The sequence below is a fragment of the Nocardia farcinica genome, from assembly GCF_001182745.1.
In the GTDB taxonomy this organism is placed as follows: domain Bacteria; phylum Actinomycetota; class Actinomycetes; order Mycobacteriales; family Mycobacteriaceae; genus Nocardia; species Nocardia farcinica.
The window spans coordinates 941,697-961,885 of the sequence record NZ_LN868938.1; the positions used below are offsets into that span (position 1 = coordinate 941,697).

Annotated in this window: 9 protein-coding genes; 5 read left to right on the forward strand and 4 right to left on the reverse strand. The window is 73.0% G+C overall.

What is annotated here, in order from left to right; translation table 11 throughout:
- The first annotated feature begins 252 nt into the window (after positions 1-252).
- The 3 genes from AMO33_RS04640 to AMO33_RS04650 are packed head-to-tail and all read left to right on the forward strand — an operon-like array spanning position 253 to position 15,746.
- Positions 253-13,857, forward strand: coding sequence for an amino acid adenylation domain-containing protein (locus AMO33_RS04640; RefSeq protein WP_076573421.1), 13,605 nt, complete (start codon positions 253-255; stop codon positions 13,855-13,857).
- 36 nt (positions 13,858-13,893) lie between these two features.
- Positions 13,894-14,883 (forward strand): daunorubicin resistance protein DrrA family ABC transporter ATP-binding protein, encoded by a 990-nt coding sequence (locus AMO33_RS04645; RefSeq protein WP_011209648.1) that lies wholly within the window; start codon positions 13,894-13,896, stop codon positions 14,881-14,883.
- A 47-nt stretch (positions 14,884-14,930) separates the two neighbouring features.
- Entirely contained in the window at positions 14,931-15,746 is an 816-nt protein-coding gene (locus AMO33_RS04650; RefSeq protein ID WP_098086931.1) for an ABC transporter permease, read from the forward strand.
- Between the two features lie 72 nt (positions 15,747-15,818).
- Here AMO33_RS04650 and AMO33_RS04655 read toward each other — a convergent pair whose 3' ends face one another.
- Positions 15,819-16,154, reverse strand: coding sequence for an RNA polymerase-binding protein RbpA (locus tag AMO33_RS04655; protein WP_011209646.1), 336 nt, complete (start codon positions 16,152-16,154; stop codon positions 15,819-15,821).
- Between the two features lie 225 nt (positions 16,155-16,379).
- Between AMO33_RS04655 and AMO33_RS04660 the strand changes: the two genes are divergently transcribed.
- Positions 16,380-16,703, forward strand: coding sequence for a hypothetical protein (locus AMO33_RS04660; RefSeq protein ID WP_011209645.1), 324 nt, complete (start codon positions 16,380-16,382; stop codon positions 16,701-16,703).
- On the opposite strand, the gene AMO33_RS04665 is transcribed toward AMO33_RS04660, so the two are convergent.
- Both AMO33_RS04665 and AMO33_RS04670 read right to left on the reverse strand, forming a co-directional pair.
- Positions 16,675-17,724 carry a hypothetical protein gene (locus tag AMO33_RS04665; RefSeq protein WP_060590759.1) on the reverse strand — a complete coding sequence of 350 codons (1,050 nt, stop codon included), beginning with the start codon at positions 17,722-17,724 and terminating at the stop codon, positions 16,675-16,677. The two genes, AMO33_RS04660 and AMO33_RS04665, sit on opposite strands and share 29 nt — an antisense overlap.
- Before the next feature lie 198 nt (positions 17,725-17,922).
- Entirely contained in the window at positions 17,923-18,615 is a 693-nt protein-coding gene (locus AMO33_RS04670; protein ID WP_060590761.1) for a M23 family metallopeptidase, read from the reverse strand.
- A gap of 183 nt (positions 18,616-18,798) precedes the next feature.
- On the opposite strand from AMO33_RS04670, the gene AMO33_RS04675 reads away from it, so the two are divergent.
- Positions 18,799-19,125: an ArsR/SmtB family transcription factor gene (locus AMO33_RS04675; RefSeq protein ID WP_060590763.1), complete on the forward strand. Its 327-nt coding sequence runs from the start codon at positions 18,799-18,801 to the stop codon at positions 19,123-19,125.
- Between the two features lie 4 nt (positions 19,126-19,129).
- Here the strand turns inward: AMO33_RS04675 and AMO33_RS04680 are convergent, their stop codons facing one another.
- The gene (locus AMO33_RS04680; RefSeq protein ID WP_060590765.1) at positions 19,130-20,119 is read right to left on the reverse strand and encodes a glycosyltransferase family 9 protein; all 990 of its coding nucleotides are present in this window, start codon (positions 20,117-20,119) and stop codon (positions 19,130-19,132) included.
- Between the last annotated feature and the right edge of the window lie 70 nt (positions 20,120-20,189).

Below are 20,189 nucleotides of genomic sequence, written 5' to 3' on the forward strand. Positions count from 1 at the left end.
CCGGCGTGCCGGTCTGGGGAGGCGGTTCGATCATGATCCCCTGGACGCGGTCTTGTTAGCTGAAAAGTAGCTTGCGAATTCGCCGGTGGCTCAAGCCGGTTCGCGATGCATGGAATCGCAGTCTCTGGCAATCCGCCCGCGCAAGGGCTCCGAATCTAAGGCGTGTATCACGTCCTGCGGCCTTCGCGCTCGTGCGCGAGGGCCGTCCGGTGCTCGGGGACTCGTGTCAGCTGCGGAAGAACGGAGTGATTGATGAGTTCGTGTGCCACCGATCGCGTCGACGAATGTGTTTCGGGTGGCTTCCCGACCCAGCCTTTCCCTCTCTCACCCGCGCAGACCGCGCTGTGGTACGCCCAGCGCATCCGGCCCGACGTCCCGCTGACCATCGCCCAGTACGTGGAGATCACGGGTGATCTCGACGTGGGCAGGCTGCTGTACGCGGTCGAACGCTGCGGTGCCGAGAATCAGAGCGGGTATCTGCGGCTGGTCGAGATCGACGGTGTGCCGCACCAGGTGATCGACCCGGACCGCAGGCCGGGTTGGGGGCGCCTGGATCTGCGCGGCAGGCCCGACCCGCGCGCGGCGGCGATGCGCTGGATGAACGAGCACGCGGCCTCGCCCATCGACCTCGAGAACGATCCGCTGGTCACCAACGTGATCCTGCGGATCGGCGACGCCGAATACCTCTGGTACGGCCGCGCCCATCACATCGTCATCGACGGCTACGGCGCGATGTCCGGCCTGACCCGCACCGCCGAGATCTACACCGCCCTCGAGCGGCACACCGAGCCCTCGGTCTCCCGGGCCACCCCGCTGGCCACCCTGTACGCCGAGGAGTCGGCCTATCGCGACTCGGCCCGCTGCGAACGCGATCGCGAGTACTGGCGCGAACAGCTCGCCGGCGCGGGCGAACCGGTGAGCCTGTCCACCGTGGCCGCGGTCCCCACCCCCGACCCGGGGCGGCGCCTGGCCCAGGGCGTGCTCGACGCGAGCCTGGACGCCGCGCTCGACGCCGCGGCCGCCGCGTTCGGCACCAACGCCTCGACACTGCTGGTCGCGGCGTTGGCCGCCTACGTGCGCTCGGTGACCGGCGATCCGGACGTGGTGCTCAGCCTGCCCGTCGCCGCCCGCACCACCGTGGCGCTGCGCCGCTCGGCGGGCGTGCTGTCGAACGTGGTGCCGCTGCGGCTCGGCGTCGACGAGGACACCACCGTCGCCGACCTGGTGCGCGCCGCCGAGCTGAAGATCACCGGCGCGCTCCGCCACCAGCGCTACCGGCACGACGACATCCGCCGCGACGGCGGCTACTCCCCGAACACCCGCGGGTTCTTCGGGCCGATGGTCAACATCATGCTGTTCGACCCGGAGCTGCGCTTCGGCAGCCTCGTCGGCGAACTGCACGTGCTGGCCACCGGCCCGGTCGAGGACCTGTCGGTCAACGTCTACAACAGCCGGGGCCGCACCCACCTGGACTTCGAAGCCAACCGCCTGCTCTACGCCGAGCGGGAGGTCGCCGCGCATCACCGGCGGTTCGTCGACTACCTCGCCGAATTCGTCGCCGCCGAGCCCGGCACCCCGGTCCGGGCGCTGCAGGCCATCACCCCGGCCGAACACGAGCTGGTGGTGCACCGCTGGAACGACACCGCCGCCGAGGTCGCCCCCGCCACCCTGGCCGACCTGTTCGCCGCACGGGCCGCCATGTGCCCGGACGCCGTCGCGCTCGAGTTCGACGACACCGCCTTGACCTATCGCGAACTCGACGAGCGCACCAACCGGCTGGCCCGCCTGCTCATCGCCCGCGGCGCGGGCCCCGAGACCGTCGTCGGGCTGTGCCTGCGGCGCGGCATCGACCTCGTCGTCGGCATGTACGCGATCATCCGCGCGGGCGCGGCCTACCTGCCGCTGGACCCGGACCATCCGGTCGAGCGCCGCGCCGACATTCTCGCTCAGGCCGACCCGGTGTGCCTGCTCGTCGCGGCCGGGGAGGGGCCTGCGCTGCCCGCCGACGTGCCCGTGCTCGCGCTCGACACGGTGCCCCTGTCCGGCTATGACGCCGCCCCGGTCACCGACGCCGACCGGCGCGCTCCGCTACGCCCCGACCACCTGGCGTACGTGCTGTTCACCTCCGGCTCCACGGGCAGACCCAAGGGCGTCGGCATCAGCCACGCCGCGATCGTCAACCGGCTGCGCTGGATGCAGCACGAGTACCCGCTCGACGCCGGTGACGCGGTGCTGCAGAAGACGCCCGCCACCTTCGACGTCTCGGTCTGGGAGTTCTTCTGGCCGCTGCAGGTCGGCGCCCGCCTGGTGCTCGCCGCGCCCGACGGGCACCGCGATCCGGCCTACCTGGCCGGGGTGATCGCCGAGAAACGCGTCACCACAGCTCATTTCGTGCCGTCGATGCTGTCGGTGTTCGTCACCGATGCCGATGTGCGCGGCTGCGGCAGCCTGCGGCAGGTGTTCTGCAGCGGCGAAGCGCTGCCCGCCGCCACCGTGCGCGAATTCCACGCCGCCCTCGGCGCACCGGACGCGGGCGGCCCGCGGCTGCACAATCTCTACGGCCCCACCGAGGCCGCCGTCGACGTCACCTACTGGCCGTGCCCGCCGGATCCGGACACCGTGCCCATCGGCTCGCCGGTGTGGAACACCAGAACCTACGTGCTCGACGCGGGCCTGCGCCCGGTGCCGCCCGGCGTGGTCGGCGAACTCTACCTGGCCGGCGTGCAGCTGGCCCGCGGCTACCTGGGCAGACCCCAGCTGACCGCCGAACGGTTCGTGGCCGACCCCTTCACCCCCGGTGCGCGCATGTATCGCACCGGGGATCTCGCGCGTTGGCGGCCCGATACCGCGCCGGAGGAACCCGGCGTCCTGGAATACCTGGGCCGCACCGATTTCCAGGTCAAGATCCGCGGCCAACGCATCGAACTCGGCGAGATCGAGGCGGCGCTGCTGGCCGACGAGCGGGTGGCGCGGGCGGTGTGCGTGGCCCGCCGCGGCCGCACCGGCGACGAGCTGGTGGGCTACGCCGTCGCCGCACCCGGCGCCACCGTGGACACCGCCGACGTGCTCGCGGGACTGCGCCGCAGGCTGCCCGGCTACATGGTGCCCGCGGTGCTGATGGTGCTGGACGAGCTGCCGTTGAACGCCAACGGCAAGATCGACCGCAAGGCACTGCCCGCCCCGCAGCTCCCGGTCGCCGCGACCGGCGGCCTCCGTCCGCGCACCGAGGTCGAACACGCGGTGGCCGCGATCTTCGCCGAGGTGCTCGCCCTCGACGAGATCGGGATCGAGGACGGCTTCTTCGACCTCGGCGGCAACTCGCTCATCGCCGCCCGCGCCGTCGGCAGGATCAACACCGATCTCGGCGCGGCGCTCACCATCCGCGACCTGTTCGAGGCCCCGACCGTGTCCGCGCTGGCCGAGCGGGTCGGCCGCCGTGCACCGATCGCCGCCCCGCCGCGCCTGGTCCCCGCCCGCAGGCCCGCGCGCATCCCGCTCTCGCCGGCGCAGCAGCGGCTGTGGATCCTCAACCGTTTCGACGAGCACGCCGCCGCCTACAACATGCCGCTGGCGCTGCGCCTGGACGGTGTGCTCGACCACGCCGCGCTGCGCGCGGGGCTCATCGACGTCATCGACCGGCACGAGAGCCTGCGCACCACCTTCCCCGAGGGCCCGGACGGCCCGTATCAGCTGATCCACCCGGCAGCCGACATTCCGCTGACCCTCGATCCGGTGGACGCCACCGGCGCCGATGTCACCGCGCTCGCCGCCGAATTCGCCGGCTACGGCTTCGATCTGCGCAACCAGGCGCCGGTGCGGGTGGCGCTGTGGTCGACCGGACCGCGCAGCCACGTGCTCGTGCTGGTGCTGCACCACATCTGCGGTGACGGCTGGTCCATCGCGCCGCTGGTCCGCGACCTGGTGGCCGCCGTGACGGCCCGGGCGCAGGGGACGGCGCCGCGCTGGACGTCGCTGCCGGTGCAATACGCCGACTTCACCCTGTGGCAGCGCGCGCTGCTCGGCGACGAGGCCGACCCGCACAGCGGGCTCGGCAGGCAGCTGGCCTACTGGCGTACCGCGCTGGCCGGGCTGCCCGACCAGCTCGACCTGCCCCTGGACCGCCCCCGGCCGCTGCGGCGGACCGGCGAGGCGCAGCGGGTGCGGTTCACCATCCCCGCCGACACCCGGGCCGCGGCACTGGCGGTGGCGGCCGGACGCGGCGTCAGCCTGTTCATGGTGTTGCACGCGGCGCTGGCCACCCTGCTGGCGCGGTTGAGCGCGAGCAGCGACATCGCCGTGGGCACCCCGATCGCGGGCCGCTCGGATCCGGCGCTGGACGAGCTGGTCGGCATGTTCGTCAACACCCTGGTGCTGCGGACCGAGATCGACCCCGCGGCCGGCTTCGAGCAGGTTCTCGACGCGGTGCGCGAGACCGACCTCAACGCCTTCGCCAACGCCGACGTCCCGTTCGAGCGGTTGGTGGAGGTCGTCAACCCCGAGCGCTCGACCGCCCGGCATCCGCTGTTCCAGGTGATGCTGTCCTACGACCGCACCCCGGACCTGGCGCTCGAGCTGCCCGGCGTCACCGCCGAGGTGCTGCCGCTGGACAGCGCGGTCGCCAAGTTCGACCTGCACCTCGAGGTGCACGACACCGCGGCCGACAGCGCGCTGGAGGCCGAATTCGTCTATGCCACCGACGTATTCGATCACGCCACGGTCGAGACCTTCGCCCGCCGCTTCGTGACCGTGCTCGACGCCGCCCTCGCCGCGCCCGCCGCGCCGGTCGGTGACATCGACCTGCTCGACGACCGCGAGTTCGCCAATCTGGTGCCGTTGCCCGCCGCGCCCGCGGTCCCGCCGATCACGCTGGCGCGGATGCTCACCGAGACCGCCGAACGCGTGCCCGACGCCGTCGCGGTGCGCCACCACGGGCTCGACACCACCTACCGGGAGCTCGACGAGCGCGCCAACCGCCTGGCGCGGGTGCTCATCGCCCACGGTGCCGCGCCGGAGACCGTGGTGGCGGTGGCCATGCCGCGCGGCCTCGACGCGATCACCGCGATCTGGGCGGTCGCCAAGACCGGTGCCGCGTACGTGCCCGTCGACCCCGGCTACCCGGGGGAGCGGATCGCGCACATGCTCGCCGATTCCGGCGCGCTGCTCGGCCTGACGCTGCCCGAATGCCTTGCCGCCCTGCCGGAATGGCCGACGACCACCCGGGGACGGCACGCCCGGACACCCCGGGACTGGCTGGTGCTCGGCGCGCCGGAACTGACCGCGGCCTGCGACAGCGCCTCGCCGCGGCCGGTCACCGACGCCGACCGCAGGCTCCCGCTGCGCGTCGCGCATCCGGCGTACCTGATCTACACCTCCGGCTCGACGGGCACCCCCAAGGCGGTCGTGGTCACCCACGCGGGATTGGCCTCGCTCGCCCACGAGCAGATCCAGCTGTTCGGCATCACCGACACCGCCCGCACCCTGCACTTCTCCTCACCGAGCTTCGACGCCTCGGTGCTGGAACTGCTGCTGGCCTTCGCGGCGGGCGCCACCATGGTCATCGCCCCGGCCGGCCTGTACGGCGGCCGGGAACTGGCCGACCTGCTGCGCGCCGAACGGGTGACGCACGCGTTCATCACGCCGGCGGCGCTGGCGACGGTGCCCGACGCGGGGCTGCACGATCTGGCCGCGGTGATCGTCGGCGGCGAGGCGTGCTCGGACGAGCTGGTCGACACCTGGACCGTGCACCACCGCATGCACAACATGTACGGCCCGTCGGAGGCCACCGTCGCCGCCACCGCGTCCAAGCCGATGGTGGCCGGTCAGCCGGTCCCGCTGGGTCTGCCGGTGCGCGGCATGCGACTGTTCGTGCTGGACCGGCGGCTGCGTCCGGTACCGCCGGGCACGCCGGGTGAGCTGTACCTGTCCGGCCCCGGCCTGGCCCGCTGCTACCTCGGCCGCAACGGCCTGACCGCGCAACGCTTCCCGGCCAACCCGTACGGGCGGCGCGGCGAGCGGATGTACCGCACCGGCGATCTGGTGGTGATCGACGCCGCGGGCGGCCTGCGCTTCCTGGGCCGCGCCGACGACCAGGTGAAGATCCGCGGCTTCCGCATCGAGCTGCGCGAGATCGACCATGTGCTGCGCACCCATCAGGGGGTGGCCTTCGCGCTCACGGTCGTGCATGTCGACGAGCACAACGAGCCGCGGCTTGCCGCGTACGTGACCGCCGAACCCGGCGTGGCGCTGCGCGGCGCCGACGTGCTGGCCACCGTGCGCGACCGGCTGCCCGGCTACATGGTGCCCGCCGCGGTGGTCGTGCTGGACGAGGTGCCGGTGACGCCCTCGGGCAAGCTCGATCGCAAGGCGCTGCCCGCGCCGGTGTTCGCGGCCGCCGGGGCAGGCCGTCCGCCCCGCACCGACGTGGAGCGGCGGGTGGCGGCGGTGTTCGAGCACGTGCTCGGCCGCCCGGTGCCCGGCGCCGAGGACAGCTTCTTCGACATCGGCGGCACCTCGCTGCTGGCCACCCGTCTCACCGCCGCTCTGCACACCGAGTTCGGGGCCGAGCTGCCGGTGCGGGAGATCTTCGAGGCGCCGACCGTGGCCGGGGTGGCCACTCGCCTGGGGGCGGCGCCGCGCACGCACCGCGTTCCGCTCACCGCGGTGCGGCCGCGTCCGGCGCGGATCCCGCTGTCGCTGCCGCAGCAGCGGCTGTGGTTCCTCAACCGCTTCGCCCCCGAGTCCAGCGCCTACAACATCGCGTTCGTCCTGCGCATCGACGGGGCGCTCGACACGGTCGCGCTGCGCGCCGCGCTGGCCGACGTGATCGCCCGGCACGAAGTGCTGCGCACGGTGTACCCGGAGGACGGCGCGGGTGCCCACCAGGTCGTGCTGCCGACCGCGCACGCGGTGCCCGCCGTCGAGATCGTCGACGCCGACGAACCGGCCGCCCGCGAGCAGCTGGCCGCGCTCGCCCGCGGCAGCTTCGACCTCACCGTGGACACCCCGCTCCGCCTCACCGTGCTGCGCACCGCGCCCCGGCGGCATCTGCTCGGGATCGTGCTGCATCACATCGCCGCCGACGGCTGGTCGCTGGCCCCGCTGACCCGCGACCTCGCCGCCGCCTACGAGGCCCGCCGCGGCGGCGCGGCACCCGCCTGGACGCCGCTGCCGGTGCAGTACGCCGACTTCGGGCTGTGGCAGCGCGCCTGCCTGGGCGATGCCGCCGACGCCGACAGCGTGGCGGGCGCCCAGCTGGCCTACTGGCGCGACGCGCTGGCCGACCTGCCCGAGGAACTGCCGCTGCCCTACGACCGGCCCCGCCCCGCCGAACCGGAGTATCACGCGGCGTCGGTGGCATTCGCGGTGCCCGACCAGGTCCGGCGCGCGCTCGCCGACCTGGCCAGGGCGCAGGGCGTCAGCATGTTCATGGTGCTGCGCTCCGCGCTGGCGGTGCTGCTGCGCGCGGTCACCGGCGGGCGCGACATCGTCATCGGCACGCCGGTGGCGGGCCGCACCGACACCGCGCTCGACGAGCTGGTCGGCATGTTCGTCAACACCCTGCTGCTGCGGTCCGACGTCGACCCGGACGCGGCCTTCACCGCGCTGCTGCGCGCCGACCGGGACAACGAACTGGCCGCGATCGCGCACGCCGACGTGCCCTTCGAACGGGTGGTGGAGGAGATCGGCCGGACCGCGGGTGCGCAGCGGCCGGTCGTGCAGGTCGCGCTCACCGTCCAGGACGGTCCGGCCCCCACCCTCCGGCTGCCCGGGCTGGCGCTGCACGCCGAGGAACTCGACATCGCCGCGGCCAAGTTCGACCTGGAACTGCGTGTCGCCCAGGACGCCGCGGGGCTCGGCGCGACCGCCGAATTCGTCTACGCCACCGAGTTGTTCGACGCCGCCACCGTCGAGACGCTGGCCGGACGGCTGATGCGGATCCTGGCCGCGGTGGCCGCCGACCCGGCGGTGCCGATCCGCGACATCGACGCGCGCACCGACCGCGAACGGGTCCACTTCGCGCCCGTCACCGGCCCCGAGGCCGCCGCGCCGCGCACGCTCGCGCAGTACTTCGCCGCCACCGTGGCCCGCGACCCGAGCCGCACCGCGGTGGTCGCCGTCGGGGACGGCACCGCGCTGAGCTACCGCGATCTCGACCGGCGCGCGAACCGGTTGGCGCGTGCGCTGATCGCCCGCGGTCTCGGTGCGGGTGACCGGATCGCGCTCGGGCTGACCCGCTCGATCGATTCCGTGCTCACCGCCCTCGCCGTCGCCAAGACCGGCGCCGCCTTCGTCCCGGTCGACCCGAAGTACCCGGCCGAGCGGGTGCGGCACATGCTCACCGACTCCGGCAGCGCCCTCGGTCTCACCCGGGCCGAGCACGCCGAACGGCTCGCCCCCGCCGCCTCGACGCACTGGCTGGTGCTCGACGATCCGGCCTTCCGCGCCGAGCTCGACGGCTACACCGCCGACCCCCTGCGCGCCGACGAGCCGACCCGGCCCGCCGCGGTCACCGATCTGGCCTACCTGGTCTACACCTCGGGCTCGACCGGGACACCGAAGGGCGTCGCGGTCACCCACGCCGGCCTGTCGAACTTCGCCGACGAACTGCGCGACCGGCTCGACACCACCCCCGATTCGCGCACCCTGCATTTCGCCACCCCGAGCTTCGACGCGGCGATGCTGGATCTGCTGCTGGCCCTCGGACCCGGCGCCACCATGGTGATCTGCCCGCCCGAGGTGTACGGCGGCGACGAACTCGCCGAACTGCTGGAGCGGGAACGGATCACGCACGCCTTCATCACCCCGGCCGCGCTGGCGACCATCGACCGGCAGCGGTGGGCGCTGCCGCACCTGCGCGGCCTGATGGTCGGCGGTGAGGCGCTCGGACCCGAACTGGTGACCCGCTGGGCCGACGGCCGTCGCCTGCTCAACGCCTATGGACCCACCGAGACCACGATCGTGGCCACCCTGTCGGCGCCGCTGGCGGTCGGCGGCCCGATCACCATCGGCACCCTGGTGCGCGGGGCGCGGGCCGTGGTGCTCGACGAGCGGCTGCGTCCGGTGCCGGTCGGCGTCCCCGGCGAGCTCTACCTCGCGGGGCCGGGCGTGGCGCAGGGCTACCTGGACCGGTACGGGCTGACGGCGGCGCGCTTCGTCGCCGATCCCTTCGGTCCGCCCGGGGCGCGGATGTACCGCACCGGTGACGTGGTGCGCTGGACGGCGGACCGCGAACTGGTGTACCTGGGCCGCAGCGACTTCCAGGTGAAGATGCGCGGGTTCCGCATCGAGCTCGGCGAGATCAGCGCCGCACTCACCGCCCACCCCGACATCCGCTTCGCCCACACCGAGGTGCGCGCGATCAACGGTGCCGACCGGCTGGTCTCCTACGTCCAGGCCACCGATGCGCACCTCGACATCGCCGCGGTGCGCGCCCACCTCGCGGCCCGGCTGCCCGCGCACATGGTGCCCGCGAGCATCACCGTGCTGGACCGGATCCCGCTGACCCCGGTCGGCAAGCTCGACCGGGCCGCCCTGCCCGAACCCGAGCAGGCCGGCGCGGCCGAGGGACGCGCACCCGAGACCGCGACCGAACGGCTGGTCGCGCGGGTGATGGGCGAGCTGCTCGACGTCGAGGATGTGCGGGCCGACGCCGATTTCTTCGCCATCGGCGGCAACTCGCTGCTGGCGACCCAGCTGGTCGCGCGCCTGGCCGCCGCCACCGGCACCCGGCTCGAGGTCCGCGGCGTGTTCACCCATCCGACGGTCGCCGCGCTGGCCGCCGCCCTGGACGGTCGTACCGGCGCCGCCGACGAACGCCCGCAGCCGACGAAACGACCACGCCCCGACCACGTGCCACTGTCGGCGGCGCAGCGCAGGCTGTGGTTCCTCGACCGGTTCAACGCGGGCGGCGGCGACGGCGACCGGACCGCGGGCGCCTACAACGTGCCCATCGTGCTGCGACTGCACGGACGGCTCGAACTGCCCGCGCTGGTCGCGGCCCTGCACGAGGTGCAGCGCCGCCACGAGGTGCTGCGCACGGTGTACCCGGAGCGGGACGGCGAACCCGCGCAGGTGGTGCTCGATCCCGCCACGGCCGCCGTCACCCTCTACACCGCCACCGTGACCGAGGCGGAGGTGGCCGCGACCGTCCGCGGGTTCGCCGCGGGCGGATTCGATCTCGCCGCGGCCCCGCCGCTGCGGGCGGCGCTGATCACCGTCGCCGACCCGGACGAGCTCGGCACCGCCACCCCGGCCACCGCCGACGAGAACGTCCTCGTCCTGGTCGTGCACCACATCGCCATCGACGGCTGGTCGCTGGAACCGCTGGCCGTCGAGGTCGCGGCCGCCTACCGCGCCGCCGCGGCCGGACGCGAGATCGAGCTGCCCGAACCGGAGCTGCAGTACGCCGATTACACGCTGTGGCAGCGCGAGACGCTCGGCACCGAGGACGATCCCGGCTCGGTGCTGAACAGGCAGCTCGACTACTGGGTGCGCGCGCTGGACGGCAGCCCGGAACTGCTGGCCGTTCCCGCCGACCGCCCGCGCCCGCCCGCGCCGTCCTACCGGGGCGGCACCGTCGGCTGCACCATCGACGCCTTCACGCACCGGGAACTACAGCGCGTGGCGGCCACGCACAACGTCAGCATGTTCATGCTGCTGCACGCCGCGCTCGCGGTGTTGCTGCACCGGATGACCGGCACCGACGACATCACCGTCGGCACCGCCGTGGCCGGGCGCGGCCATCCGGCGCTGGACCGCATGATCGGCATGTTCGTCAACACGCTGGTGTTGCGCACCCGCATCGACCCCGACGCCGGGTTCGCCGACCTGCTGCGCACCGTCCGCGAGACCGACCTCGACGCCTTCGCCCACGCCGACGTGCCGTTCGAGCGGCTGGTCGAGGTGCTCAATCCGGCACGCTCGCAGGCACATCACCCGCTGTTCCAGGTGATGCTCTCGGTCCGCAACCAGCCGGTGCGCGTGCTGGAACTGCCCGGGCTGCGCATCGAGTCCGAGGACATCGACACCGGCATCGCGAAGTTCGACCTGCAGTTCACGCTCACCGAATCGCACACCCCGCTGCGCGAACCCGACGGGATCGCCGTCGCGGTGACCTATGCCGCCGACCTGTTCGACGAGGACACCGCCCGCGCACTCGGCAAGCGGCTGCGCAGGCTGCTCGCCGCGATCGCCGCCAACCCGACCAGTGCGGTCGGCGATCTGCAACTGCTCGACCCGGCCGAATGGTCCGGCCTGGCGGCGGTGCGCGGCACCGAGGCCGACCGGCCGGTCACCTTCCCCGAGGTGTTCGAGGCGGCGGTGCAGCACGACCGGCGGGCGGTCGCGCTGCGCTGCGAGGGCACCGAGGTCACCTACGACGCGCTCGACCGCTGGACCAACCGGCTGGCGCGGGTGCTGATCGAGCACGGCGTCGGCCCGGAGAGCCTGGTCGCGCTGGGCTTCACCCGGTCGGTGGAATCGGTGGCCGCGGTGCTGGCGGTGGCCAAGACCGGCGCGGCGTTCGTGCCGATCGATCCGCTCTACCCGGCCGAGCGGATCGCCCACATGTTCGCCGATTCCGGTGCGGTCCTGGGGCTCACGTTGAGCGCCCACCGTGCCACCCTGCCCGTCGAGGGCGGGTGGATCCTGTTGGACGACCCGGAGTTCCGGGCCCGGGTGCTGGCCGCTGCGCCGGAACCGATCACCCAGGCCGAGCGCACCGCGCCGCTGCGGCTGGAGAACCCGGCCTATGTCATCTACACCTCGGGCTCGACCGGCACCCCGAAGGGCGTGGTGGTCACCCACGGCGGTCTGTCCAACTTCGCCGCCGAGTGCGCGCAGCGTTTCGACGTGCGCCCGACCGACCGGGTGCTGAACTTCGCGACGCCGAGCTTCGATGCCGCGATGCTCGACCTGCTGTTCGCCCTCGGCGGCGCGGCCACGCTCGTCATCGCCCCGACCGGGGTGGTCGGCGGCGCGGAACTCACGCGCGTGCTGGTCGCGGAGCGGATCACGCATGCCTTCATCACCACCTCCGCGCTGGGCACGGTCGACCCGAGCGGCGTCACCGAGATGCGGCACGTGCTGGTCGGTGGTGAGGCGCTGCCGCCGGATCTGGCCAACCGGTGGTCGGTGGGCCGCAACCTCTACAACGTCTACGGGCCGACCGAGACCACCATCGTGACGATGATGTCCGCGCCGCTGTACCCGGACGGGCCGATCACCATCGGCGGCCCGATCCGCGGCGTCGGTGTCGGTGTCCTGGACCGGCGGCTGCATCCGGCGCCGATGGGCGTCACCGGCGAGTTGCACCTGTCCGGCAACGCGCTGGCCAGGGGCTACCTGAACCGGCCGGGGCTCACCGCGCAGCGGTTCATCGCCAACCCGTACGGCAAGCCGGGCGAGCGGATGTACCGCACCGGTGACCTGGTGCGGTGGCGGCCGCAGACGCCGGGCGAGGTCGAATACGTCGGCCGGGTCGACCACCAGGTGAAGATCCGCGGATTCCGCATCGAACTCGGTGAGATCGACGCCGCCCTGGCACGGCACGCCGACGTGGAACTGGCCACCACGCTCGGCCACCGCACCGCGGCGGGCAGCACCGCGCTGGTGGCGTATGTGAAGCCGCGGCCGGGCAGCACCGTGACCGCCCGCGAACTGACCGCGCACGTGGCCGCGCTGGTGCCGAATTACATGGTGCCGCAGTCGATCATGTTGATCGACGAGGTGCCGCTGAGCCCCACCGGCAAGCTCGACCGCCGGCAGCTGCCGGAGCCGGTGTTCGCCGGAACCGTCGAGTACCGCGCGCCGTCCACCGCCGTCGAGGCCGCCCTGTGCGCGGCCTACGCCTCGGTGCTCGGCGTGGCCAGGGTCGGCGTCGACGACGGCTTCTTCGAACTCGGCGGCAATTCGCTGTTGGCGACGAAGGTGGTCGCCGAACTGCGGGCCGCCGGTATCGACGTGCCGGTGCAGGCGATGTTCGGTGACGCCACGCCGGCCGCGGTGGCGGCGAAGCTGGCCGACGACCCGGCGGCGATGGTCGCCGCGGCGCTGGCGCCGGTGTTGCCGTTGCGGCCGGGCAGCGCCCGCCCCGCCCTGTTCTGTGTCCCGCCGGGCGTCGGGTTGTCCTGGTGCTACAGCGGGCTGCTCGCGCACCTGCCCACCGACGTGCCGGTGTACGGACTGCAGTCGCCGCACGTCAGCGGCGCCGCCGGGTTCGCGGACATGACCGAGGCGGCCGAGCACTACGTGGCCGCCATCCGCTCCATCCAGCCGCACGGCCCGTACCACCTGCTCGGCTGGTCGCTGGGCGGGCTCATCGCGCACGAGATGGCGGTGCAGCTGCGGGCGGCGGGGGAGGAGGTGGCGCTGCTGGCCATGCTCGACAGCCACCGGCTCGGCGAGCGCTGGATGGCCGTGGCGACCCCCTCGGCGGCGGACATCCTCGCGGAGTTCGGCGTCGAGATCGAGGCGGACGCCGCCGACCTGGACCCGATCGCGGCCGCGCGCCTGCTGCGCGCACAGCCGGGGCCGTTTGCGGCGCTCACCGACGAGCACCTGGACGCCCTGTTCCGCGAATACCGCACCGGCACCGTGCTGGCGCGGGACTTCCGGCCCCGTGTCTTCGACGGCGACCTGCTGTTCTTCCACGCCGCCGCGGACGAGATCAACCGCGCCGACCCGGACCGGCGCGCGGCGGCGTGGTCGCCGTACGTGGCCGGGACCGTGCACGAGCACCAGGTGCCGTGCGCGCACGCGGCGATGACGACCCCCGAGGCGCTCGCCCTGATCGGCCCGCTGCTGCGCGGCCGGCTGGACGGCGACCAGGCCACGACGAAGGAGAACCCTGGTGAGTGACGGCACCGGCGCGAGCCGGAACGAAGGCGGGCACCTATGAGCCTGGCGGTGGAAGTACACGGACTGGTCAAGAACTACGGCAAGGCACGGGTTCTCGACGACGTCGACCTGGAGATCCCGGCCGGCACCGTGATGGGCCTGCTCGGTCCCAACGGCGCGGGCAAGACCACGACGGTGCGCATCGTCACGACGTTGCTGCGGCCCACCGCGGGCAGCGTCCGGGTCGCGGGGGTGGACGTGCTGCGCGACCCGGCGAGCGCGCGCCCGCGGATCGGCCTGTCCGGCCAGTACGCGGCGATCGATGCCAACCTCACCGGCTTCGAGAACCTGCGGATGGTGGCCCGGCTCTACGGCATGACCCGGCGCCAGGCCGCCGCCCGCGCCCGGGAACTGCTCGGCGCGCTCGGGCTCGAACACGCCGCCGACCGCCGCGCGGGCACCTACTCCGGCGGTATGGCACGCCGGCTCGATCTCGCCGGTGCGCTGGTGGCCCGGCCGCCGGTGGTGGTGCTCGACGAGCCGACCACCGGGCTCGACCCGCGCGGGCGGCTCGACATGTGGCGCGTCATCGGCGAACTCGTCCAGGACGGCACGACGGTGCTGCTCACCACGCAGTACCTGGAGGAGGCCGATCTGCTCGCCGACCGGATCACCGTCATCGACCACGGGCGCGTCATCGCGCGCGGCTCGGCCGAGGAACTGAAGTCCTCGATCGGCGGCGACCGGCTCACCGTCACGCTGGCGCCCGGCCAGGACGTGCAGCCGGCGCTGACCGTGCTCGCCCAGGTCGGCATCGGCGAACCCCGCCGGGAGGACGGCGGCGACGACGTCTCGGTGGTGGTCGGCGACGGTACCCGCACGATGGTCGAGGCGCTGCGCAGGCTCGACGACGCCGGGGTGTGCGTGCTCGACGCGAGCGTGCACCGGCCCAGTCTCGACGATGTGTTCCTGTCCCTCACCGGCACCCCCGCGACCCCCGCGACCGAGCCGGAAACCGACGACGTACCCGAGGAGATCCTGTCGTGACCGCCCCCGCCCTCGCACCGGAACTCGGCGAGACCCCGACCGCGGAGGTGCCCCGCGAGATCACCCCGCCGAAGCTGCGGGTCTTCCGCGACAGCGCGATCGTGGCGCACCGCAACCTGCTGACGATCCTGCGGGTGCCGACCCTGCTGGTGACCGCCACCATCCAGCCGCTGATGTTCGTGTTCCTGTTCGCCTACATCTTCGGCGCGTCCCTGGGCGGCAGCCAGTACCGGGAGTTCCTGCTGGCGGGCATCTTCACCCAGACGGTGGCCTTCAACGCCGCCTTCACCACCGTCGGCCTGGCCGGTGACCTGCAGAAGGGCATCATCGACCGGATGCGCGCGCTGCCGATGTCGCGTATGGCGGTGCTGATGGGGCGCACGCTGTCGGACCTGGTGGTGAACATCCTCAGCCTGGCGGTGATGGTCGGCTGCGGCTACATCGTCGGCTGGCGGATCAACGGCGGTATCGCCGACGCGGCGCTGGCCTTCGGGATCATCCTGCTCTTCGCGTTCGCGATGTCGTGGGTCGGCGCGCTCACCGGCCTGCTCTCGCCGACGGTGGAGGTCGCCCAGAGCGCGGGCCTGATCTGGCTGTTCCCGCTGACGTTCATCTCCTCGGCGTTCATCTCCGCGGGCGCGCTGCCCGGGCCGCTGAAGGTGATCGCGGAGTGGAATCCGATCACCGCCGTCTCGGCGACCGGCCGCAAGCTGTTCGACAACGGCGCGCCGCCGTTCTTCGCCCAGCCGACCGGCTGGCCCGCCGAGCACTGCGTGGAGTACGCGGTGATCTGTTCGATCGTGATCCTGGCCGTGGCCATGCCGCTGGCGTTGCTGCGGTACCGCAAGGTCGCCAGCCGCTGACCCGCGGCGGCACGGAAAAGGCCGTTTCCCTCGTGATCCGAGGGAAACGGCCTTTTCTCGTGGTGCGACGTCTCAGCCGCGGCGGCGGGTCTTGAGCAGTTCGAGGCGCTCCTTGAGCAGTTCCTCGAGCTCCTCCTTGCTGCGGCGCTCCAGCAGCATGTCCCAGTGCGTGCGCGGCGGCTTGACCTTCTTGGTCTCCTGCGTGGTGCCCTCGACGAGGACGCCTTCCTGACCGTTGCGGCACAGCCAGGTCGGGGGGATCTCGGCGTCGTCGGCGAACGGCACGTCGAACTCTTCGCCGTTGTCGGTCCGGTACCGGGCGATGCGACGAGGAGCGAGGTCGTGGTCGCGATCGGTCTCGTAGCTCACCGCTCCGAGCCGACTGCCCCGGAGTACGCGATCTGCCATGGTGTGCCTCTCCCTGTGTGCTCGAGTCTTGTTGCGCCGGCGACCGGTGCCCGGTCTTCGCTCGACATCCGTACAACGCACGGGCCGGCGTCATCGTTCCCGACACGGCGACGATGAACCGTTCCATTCTAGTCGGCCCCGGGTCGCGGGCCCGTCCCCGGCACCGCCGACACGCCCGCCGGGTCCGCGCGCGCGGCGGACGCGCACGCACTAGTCTTCTGCCCCATGACGCGGCGCTTGCTGACCTGCCTGTGGTGTGGGCGGGAGATCGTGGACTCCGAGTCCGGGCGGCGGCGCCGCTACTGCCGTCAGTCGTGCCGCCAGCGCGCCTACGAACACCGCAACAGCGTCAAGGGCACCGGCATCCCGGAGGATTCGGTGATCCTGAGCGCCCAGGAGGCCGCGGATCTGGCCGACCGCTGGTTCGCCGCGCGCTGCGCCGCCGAGGACGTCGCGACCGCGATCGCCGAGGGCGCCGACACCGACGAACTGCTCGCGCTGAGCACCACGCTGGTGAAACTCACCCGCGAGGCCGAACGGCTGCGTTGACCTGAACGGCTGCGTCAGCCCGAACGGCGGCGTCGACCCGAGCGCCGGCCCGGACCGCCGCCACGCCCGCCGCCACCGCGGCTGTCAGGGCCGCGGCGGCCAGCAAAGTCCAGGCGTCGGGCCGCAGCAGCGGTTGCGCTCGCATCGCCTGCCAGAACACCAGCCCCAGCAGACCCGCGTAGCCCAGCGCCACGACACCGACGAGCCGGGCCCGCACCCGCTGCGGTCGCAGCCACGGCCTCCGTCGCGCCAGCAGGCCCAGGACGAGCACCGTCGCGAGCAGCACCTGGATGCCGTGCAAGCCGACGAAATGGGGGATCCGCAGGTCACCGCCCACGGTGCTCCAGCCGGTCAGCGGCAGACCGGCATCGAGTGCAGCGTTGCCGTCCGTGCCGTCGTGCACGGTGTGCCCGGCGGACAGCTCCACGATCTCGCCGTCGGCGTCGCGCACCCGCCTGCCGCCGGTGAACCCCATCGTGTAGGCCAGCGCCATTCCGGTCACCGCCAGCGCGAGTCCGCCGTGGATGGCGCGGGTCGTGGGCAGATCGGCCGGCCGCTGGCGGGCGATCACCGCGCCGATCAGCAGGCTCGCCAGGAAGAGCCCGGGCACACCGGAGGTGAACACCATCTGCCCGACCGCGTTGACCGGGTCGTCGGCGGTGTTGAAATGGCTGAACGTGCCGCGCGCGGCCTGTAGCGCGATGAATCCGACGTCGACGATCCCGGTGACGGCGAACAGCGTGCCCAGCCACCACGTGATGCGCCTGCCACGGTGCGGCAGCGCGAGCAGCCAGGCCAGGGTCAGTCCGTAGACGGCGAACGCCACCGCGAACTTGAAGGGTTTGCGCCACACGGACTCACCGAGCAGCACGCGGTCGTCGACGAGCATGCCGGCCAGGCAGACGAGGGCGAGCGCGGCCATGGCGGTGACCATGACGAGCAGGGGGCGGTGCATGCGGCCGCGGGGCGGCCGGGCGACCGGCTGACGGTGCCGCGGCGAGCGGACGACGGTGGTGGACATGGGCCGACGGTAGGGCCGCCCGGTGCCCCGTCACGTCCCGCCGCAGCGGGGTTCTCGCCTCGTACGCCGGTATCGCGCGCGCCCTCGGCCTCACCCTCGGGTAGGTGGACCGGGAGAACGAAACCTGCCCGCGAATCCGGAGATTCGCGGGCAGGCGGGGTATCCGCGCGCCCCTCATCCACGCGCGGTGGGGGTGGATCAGTGCGACGGTGCGAACACGTCCACGCCGCGGGCGGCCAGCCACGGGGCCGGGTCGATCGGGCCGACGCCGGGCACGTGCACCTCGTAGTGCAGGTGCGGGCCGGTGGAGTAGCCGCGGTTGCCGACGGTGGCGATGACGTCGCCCGCGCGGACCTGCTGGCCCACGGTGGCGAGGATGTCGTTGACGTGGCCGTAGACGCCGACGGTGCCGTCGTCCTGCTGCACGCGCACCCACAGGCCGAAGCCGCTGGCCGGCCCCGCCTCGATGACGACGCCATCGGTGACGGCGGCGATCGGCGCGCCGATCGGGTCGCCGAAGTCCAAGCCGTTGTGCTGGGCGCCCCAGCGGGCGCCGAAGTGGGAGGTGAGCACGCCGGCGACCGGGCGGACGGTCTTCGGGCGCGCGGCTTCGACGGCGAGGCGATGCTGCTCCCACAGCACCGGCTCGGGCACGATCTGCGGCATCTGCGCTTCGCGGGGGGTGAAGGCGGTGAACTGCACCGTCTCCTCGGTGGCGTCGGCGACCGCGGCGGTCGCCGAGGCGGTACCGTCGGCCGGGTCGGTGGCGGCGAACACACCGAACGACACGCCGAGCGCGGCGGACAGGGCGACGGCGCGGCCGGCGACACGCTGGCGGCGCGAACGCGGTGCGCCGGGCCGGAGGAAAGATAACGGATCGGTCACGGGCATGTCTCGAACGTACGGCAGCGCCCGCGACCTGCAGCAATGCTGTGGCTACCCTCACAGGGCAGCAAAACCGCTGGTGGCGAGTTACGAAGTGGTAACGATGCGGCGCGCCTACGTTTACGAGCAGGGCGAATGCGTTATCGGCGAGATCTTGAACGGTTCCAGCGTGTTGATCACACTGTTGAAGTGCCGACTAACGGAGTTCGTGCCCTGGAAGCACTCGCCGACCCCACTCGCCGGGCGATCTTCGAGGCGCTACCCGCCACCCCGCGGTCGGTCGGCGAACTCGCCGCGATCGTCGGGGTGAGCAGCTCGGCGGTGTCGCAGCATCTGAAGGTGCTGCGCGCCGCGCGGCTGGTGATGGTGCGCCCCCGGGGCAACCGCAGGCTCTACACCCTCGATCCGCGCGGCCTCGGCGACGCCCGCGACTACCTCGAACAGTTCTGGCCGAGCGCCCTGGCCGCCTACGCGGCCGCCCTGCACGAAGCGCGCGCCGAAGGGGCGGCGAACTAGGCGGTCAGCCCACCTGCCGGTACCCGGCCGCGCGCTGCCCGGCGGTGGCGGTGCCCGGCCACGGACGACGGCTGAGCTGCTTGTCGATGGCGGCCATGACGTCGGGGACGGTGATCTTCAACAGGCCGGGGTCGGGGGTGTCGGCGAACGGATCGCCCAACTGTCCCGCCCACAGCACCGCGTGCCTGGCCAGCAGGTGCGGGGGTGGGCCCGCCCAGTGCGGCGGGGTCGGCCCGAACATCAGCACCGTGCGGGTGCCGAACGCGGTCGCCAGATGCGCCACGCCGGTGTCACCGCTGACCACCAGCGACGCCTCGGCCACCGTCGCGGCCAGTTCGATCAGGTTCTGTTCGCCCGCCAGCACGCGGTGGCGGGGCAGGCCCGCCCTGGCGGCGACGGTGAGCGCGATGTCACGCTCGAACTCGTCGCCGGTGAGCACCACGTCGCGGCCGAGCACCAGCAGATGGCGCACCACCGCCGCGAACCGGTCCGGCGGCCAGCGCCGCGCGGGCGCTCCCGCGCCGACGTGCACCACCACGCAGTCGCGATGGCTGGTGGTCGCCACCGGCGGCACCAGGCCGAGATTGCGACGGTCGGCGACGATGCCGTCGGACTCGAGCAGATGGCACCACCGCTCGGTGTAGTGCATGTCCTGCTCCCACTCGGGTCCGTCCACCTCGGGGAAGGCCGCGTGGCGATAGCTGAGGATGCGGCCGGGACGCAGCCGGGCGAGTTCGGCGATGCTCTCCGGGCCGGGGCCGTGCAGGTTGACCGCGAGGTCCGGGCCCGGCCCATCCCAGCGCAGCGCACCGGCCGACGGGGTCGGCACCAGCGTGTCGACCGAGGCGATCAGATCGACGATCGGCTTGAGCCGCTGCGGGGCCGCCAGCACGATGTGGTCGCTCGGCTTGGCTCGACGCAGCGCGCGAAGCGCCGGGACCGCGGTGAGGAGATCACCCAGTCCGCGTGCCTGCAGCACGAGTACTACCGCCACCCTGTCTCTCCTAGCCACCTTCGGCGCCGATGCGGGAAATCCCGGTCCGTACGCACCGGTCGGCGCGCCC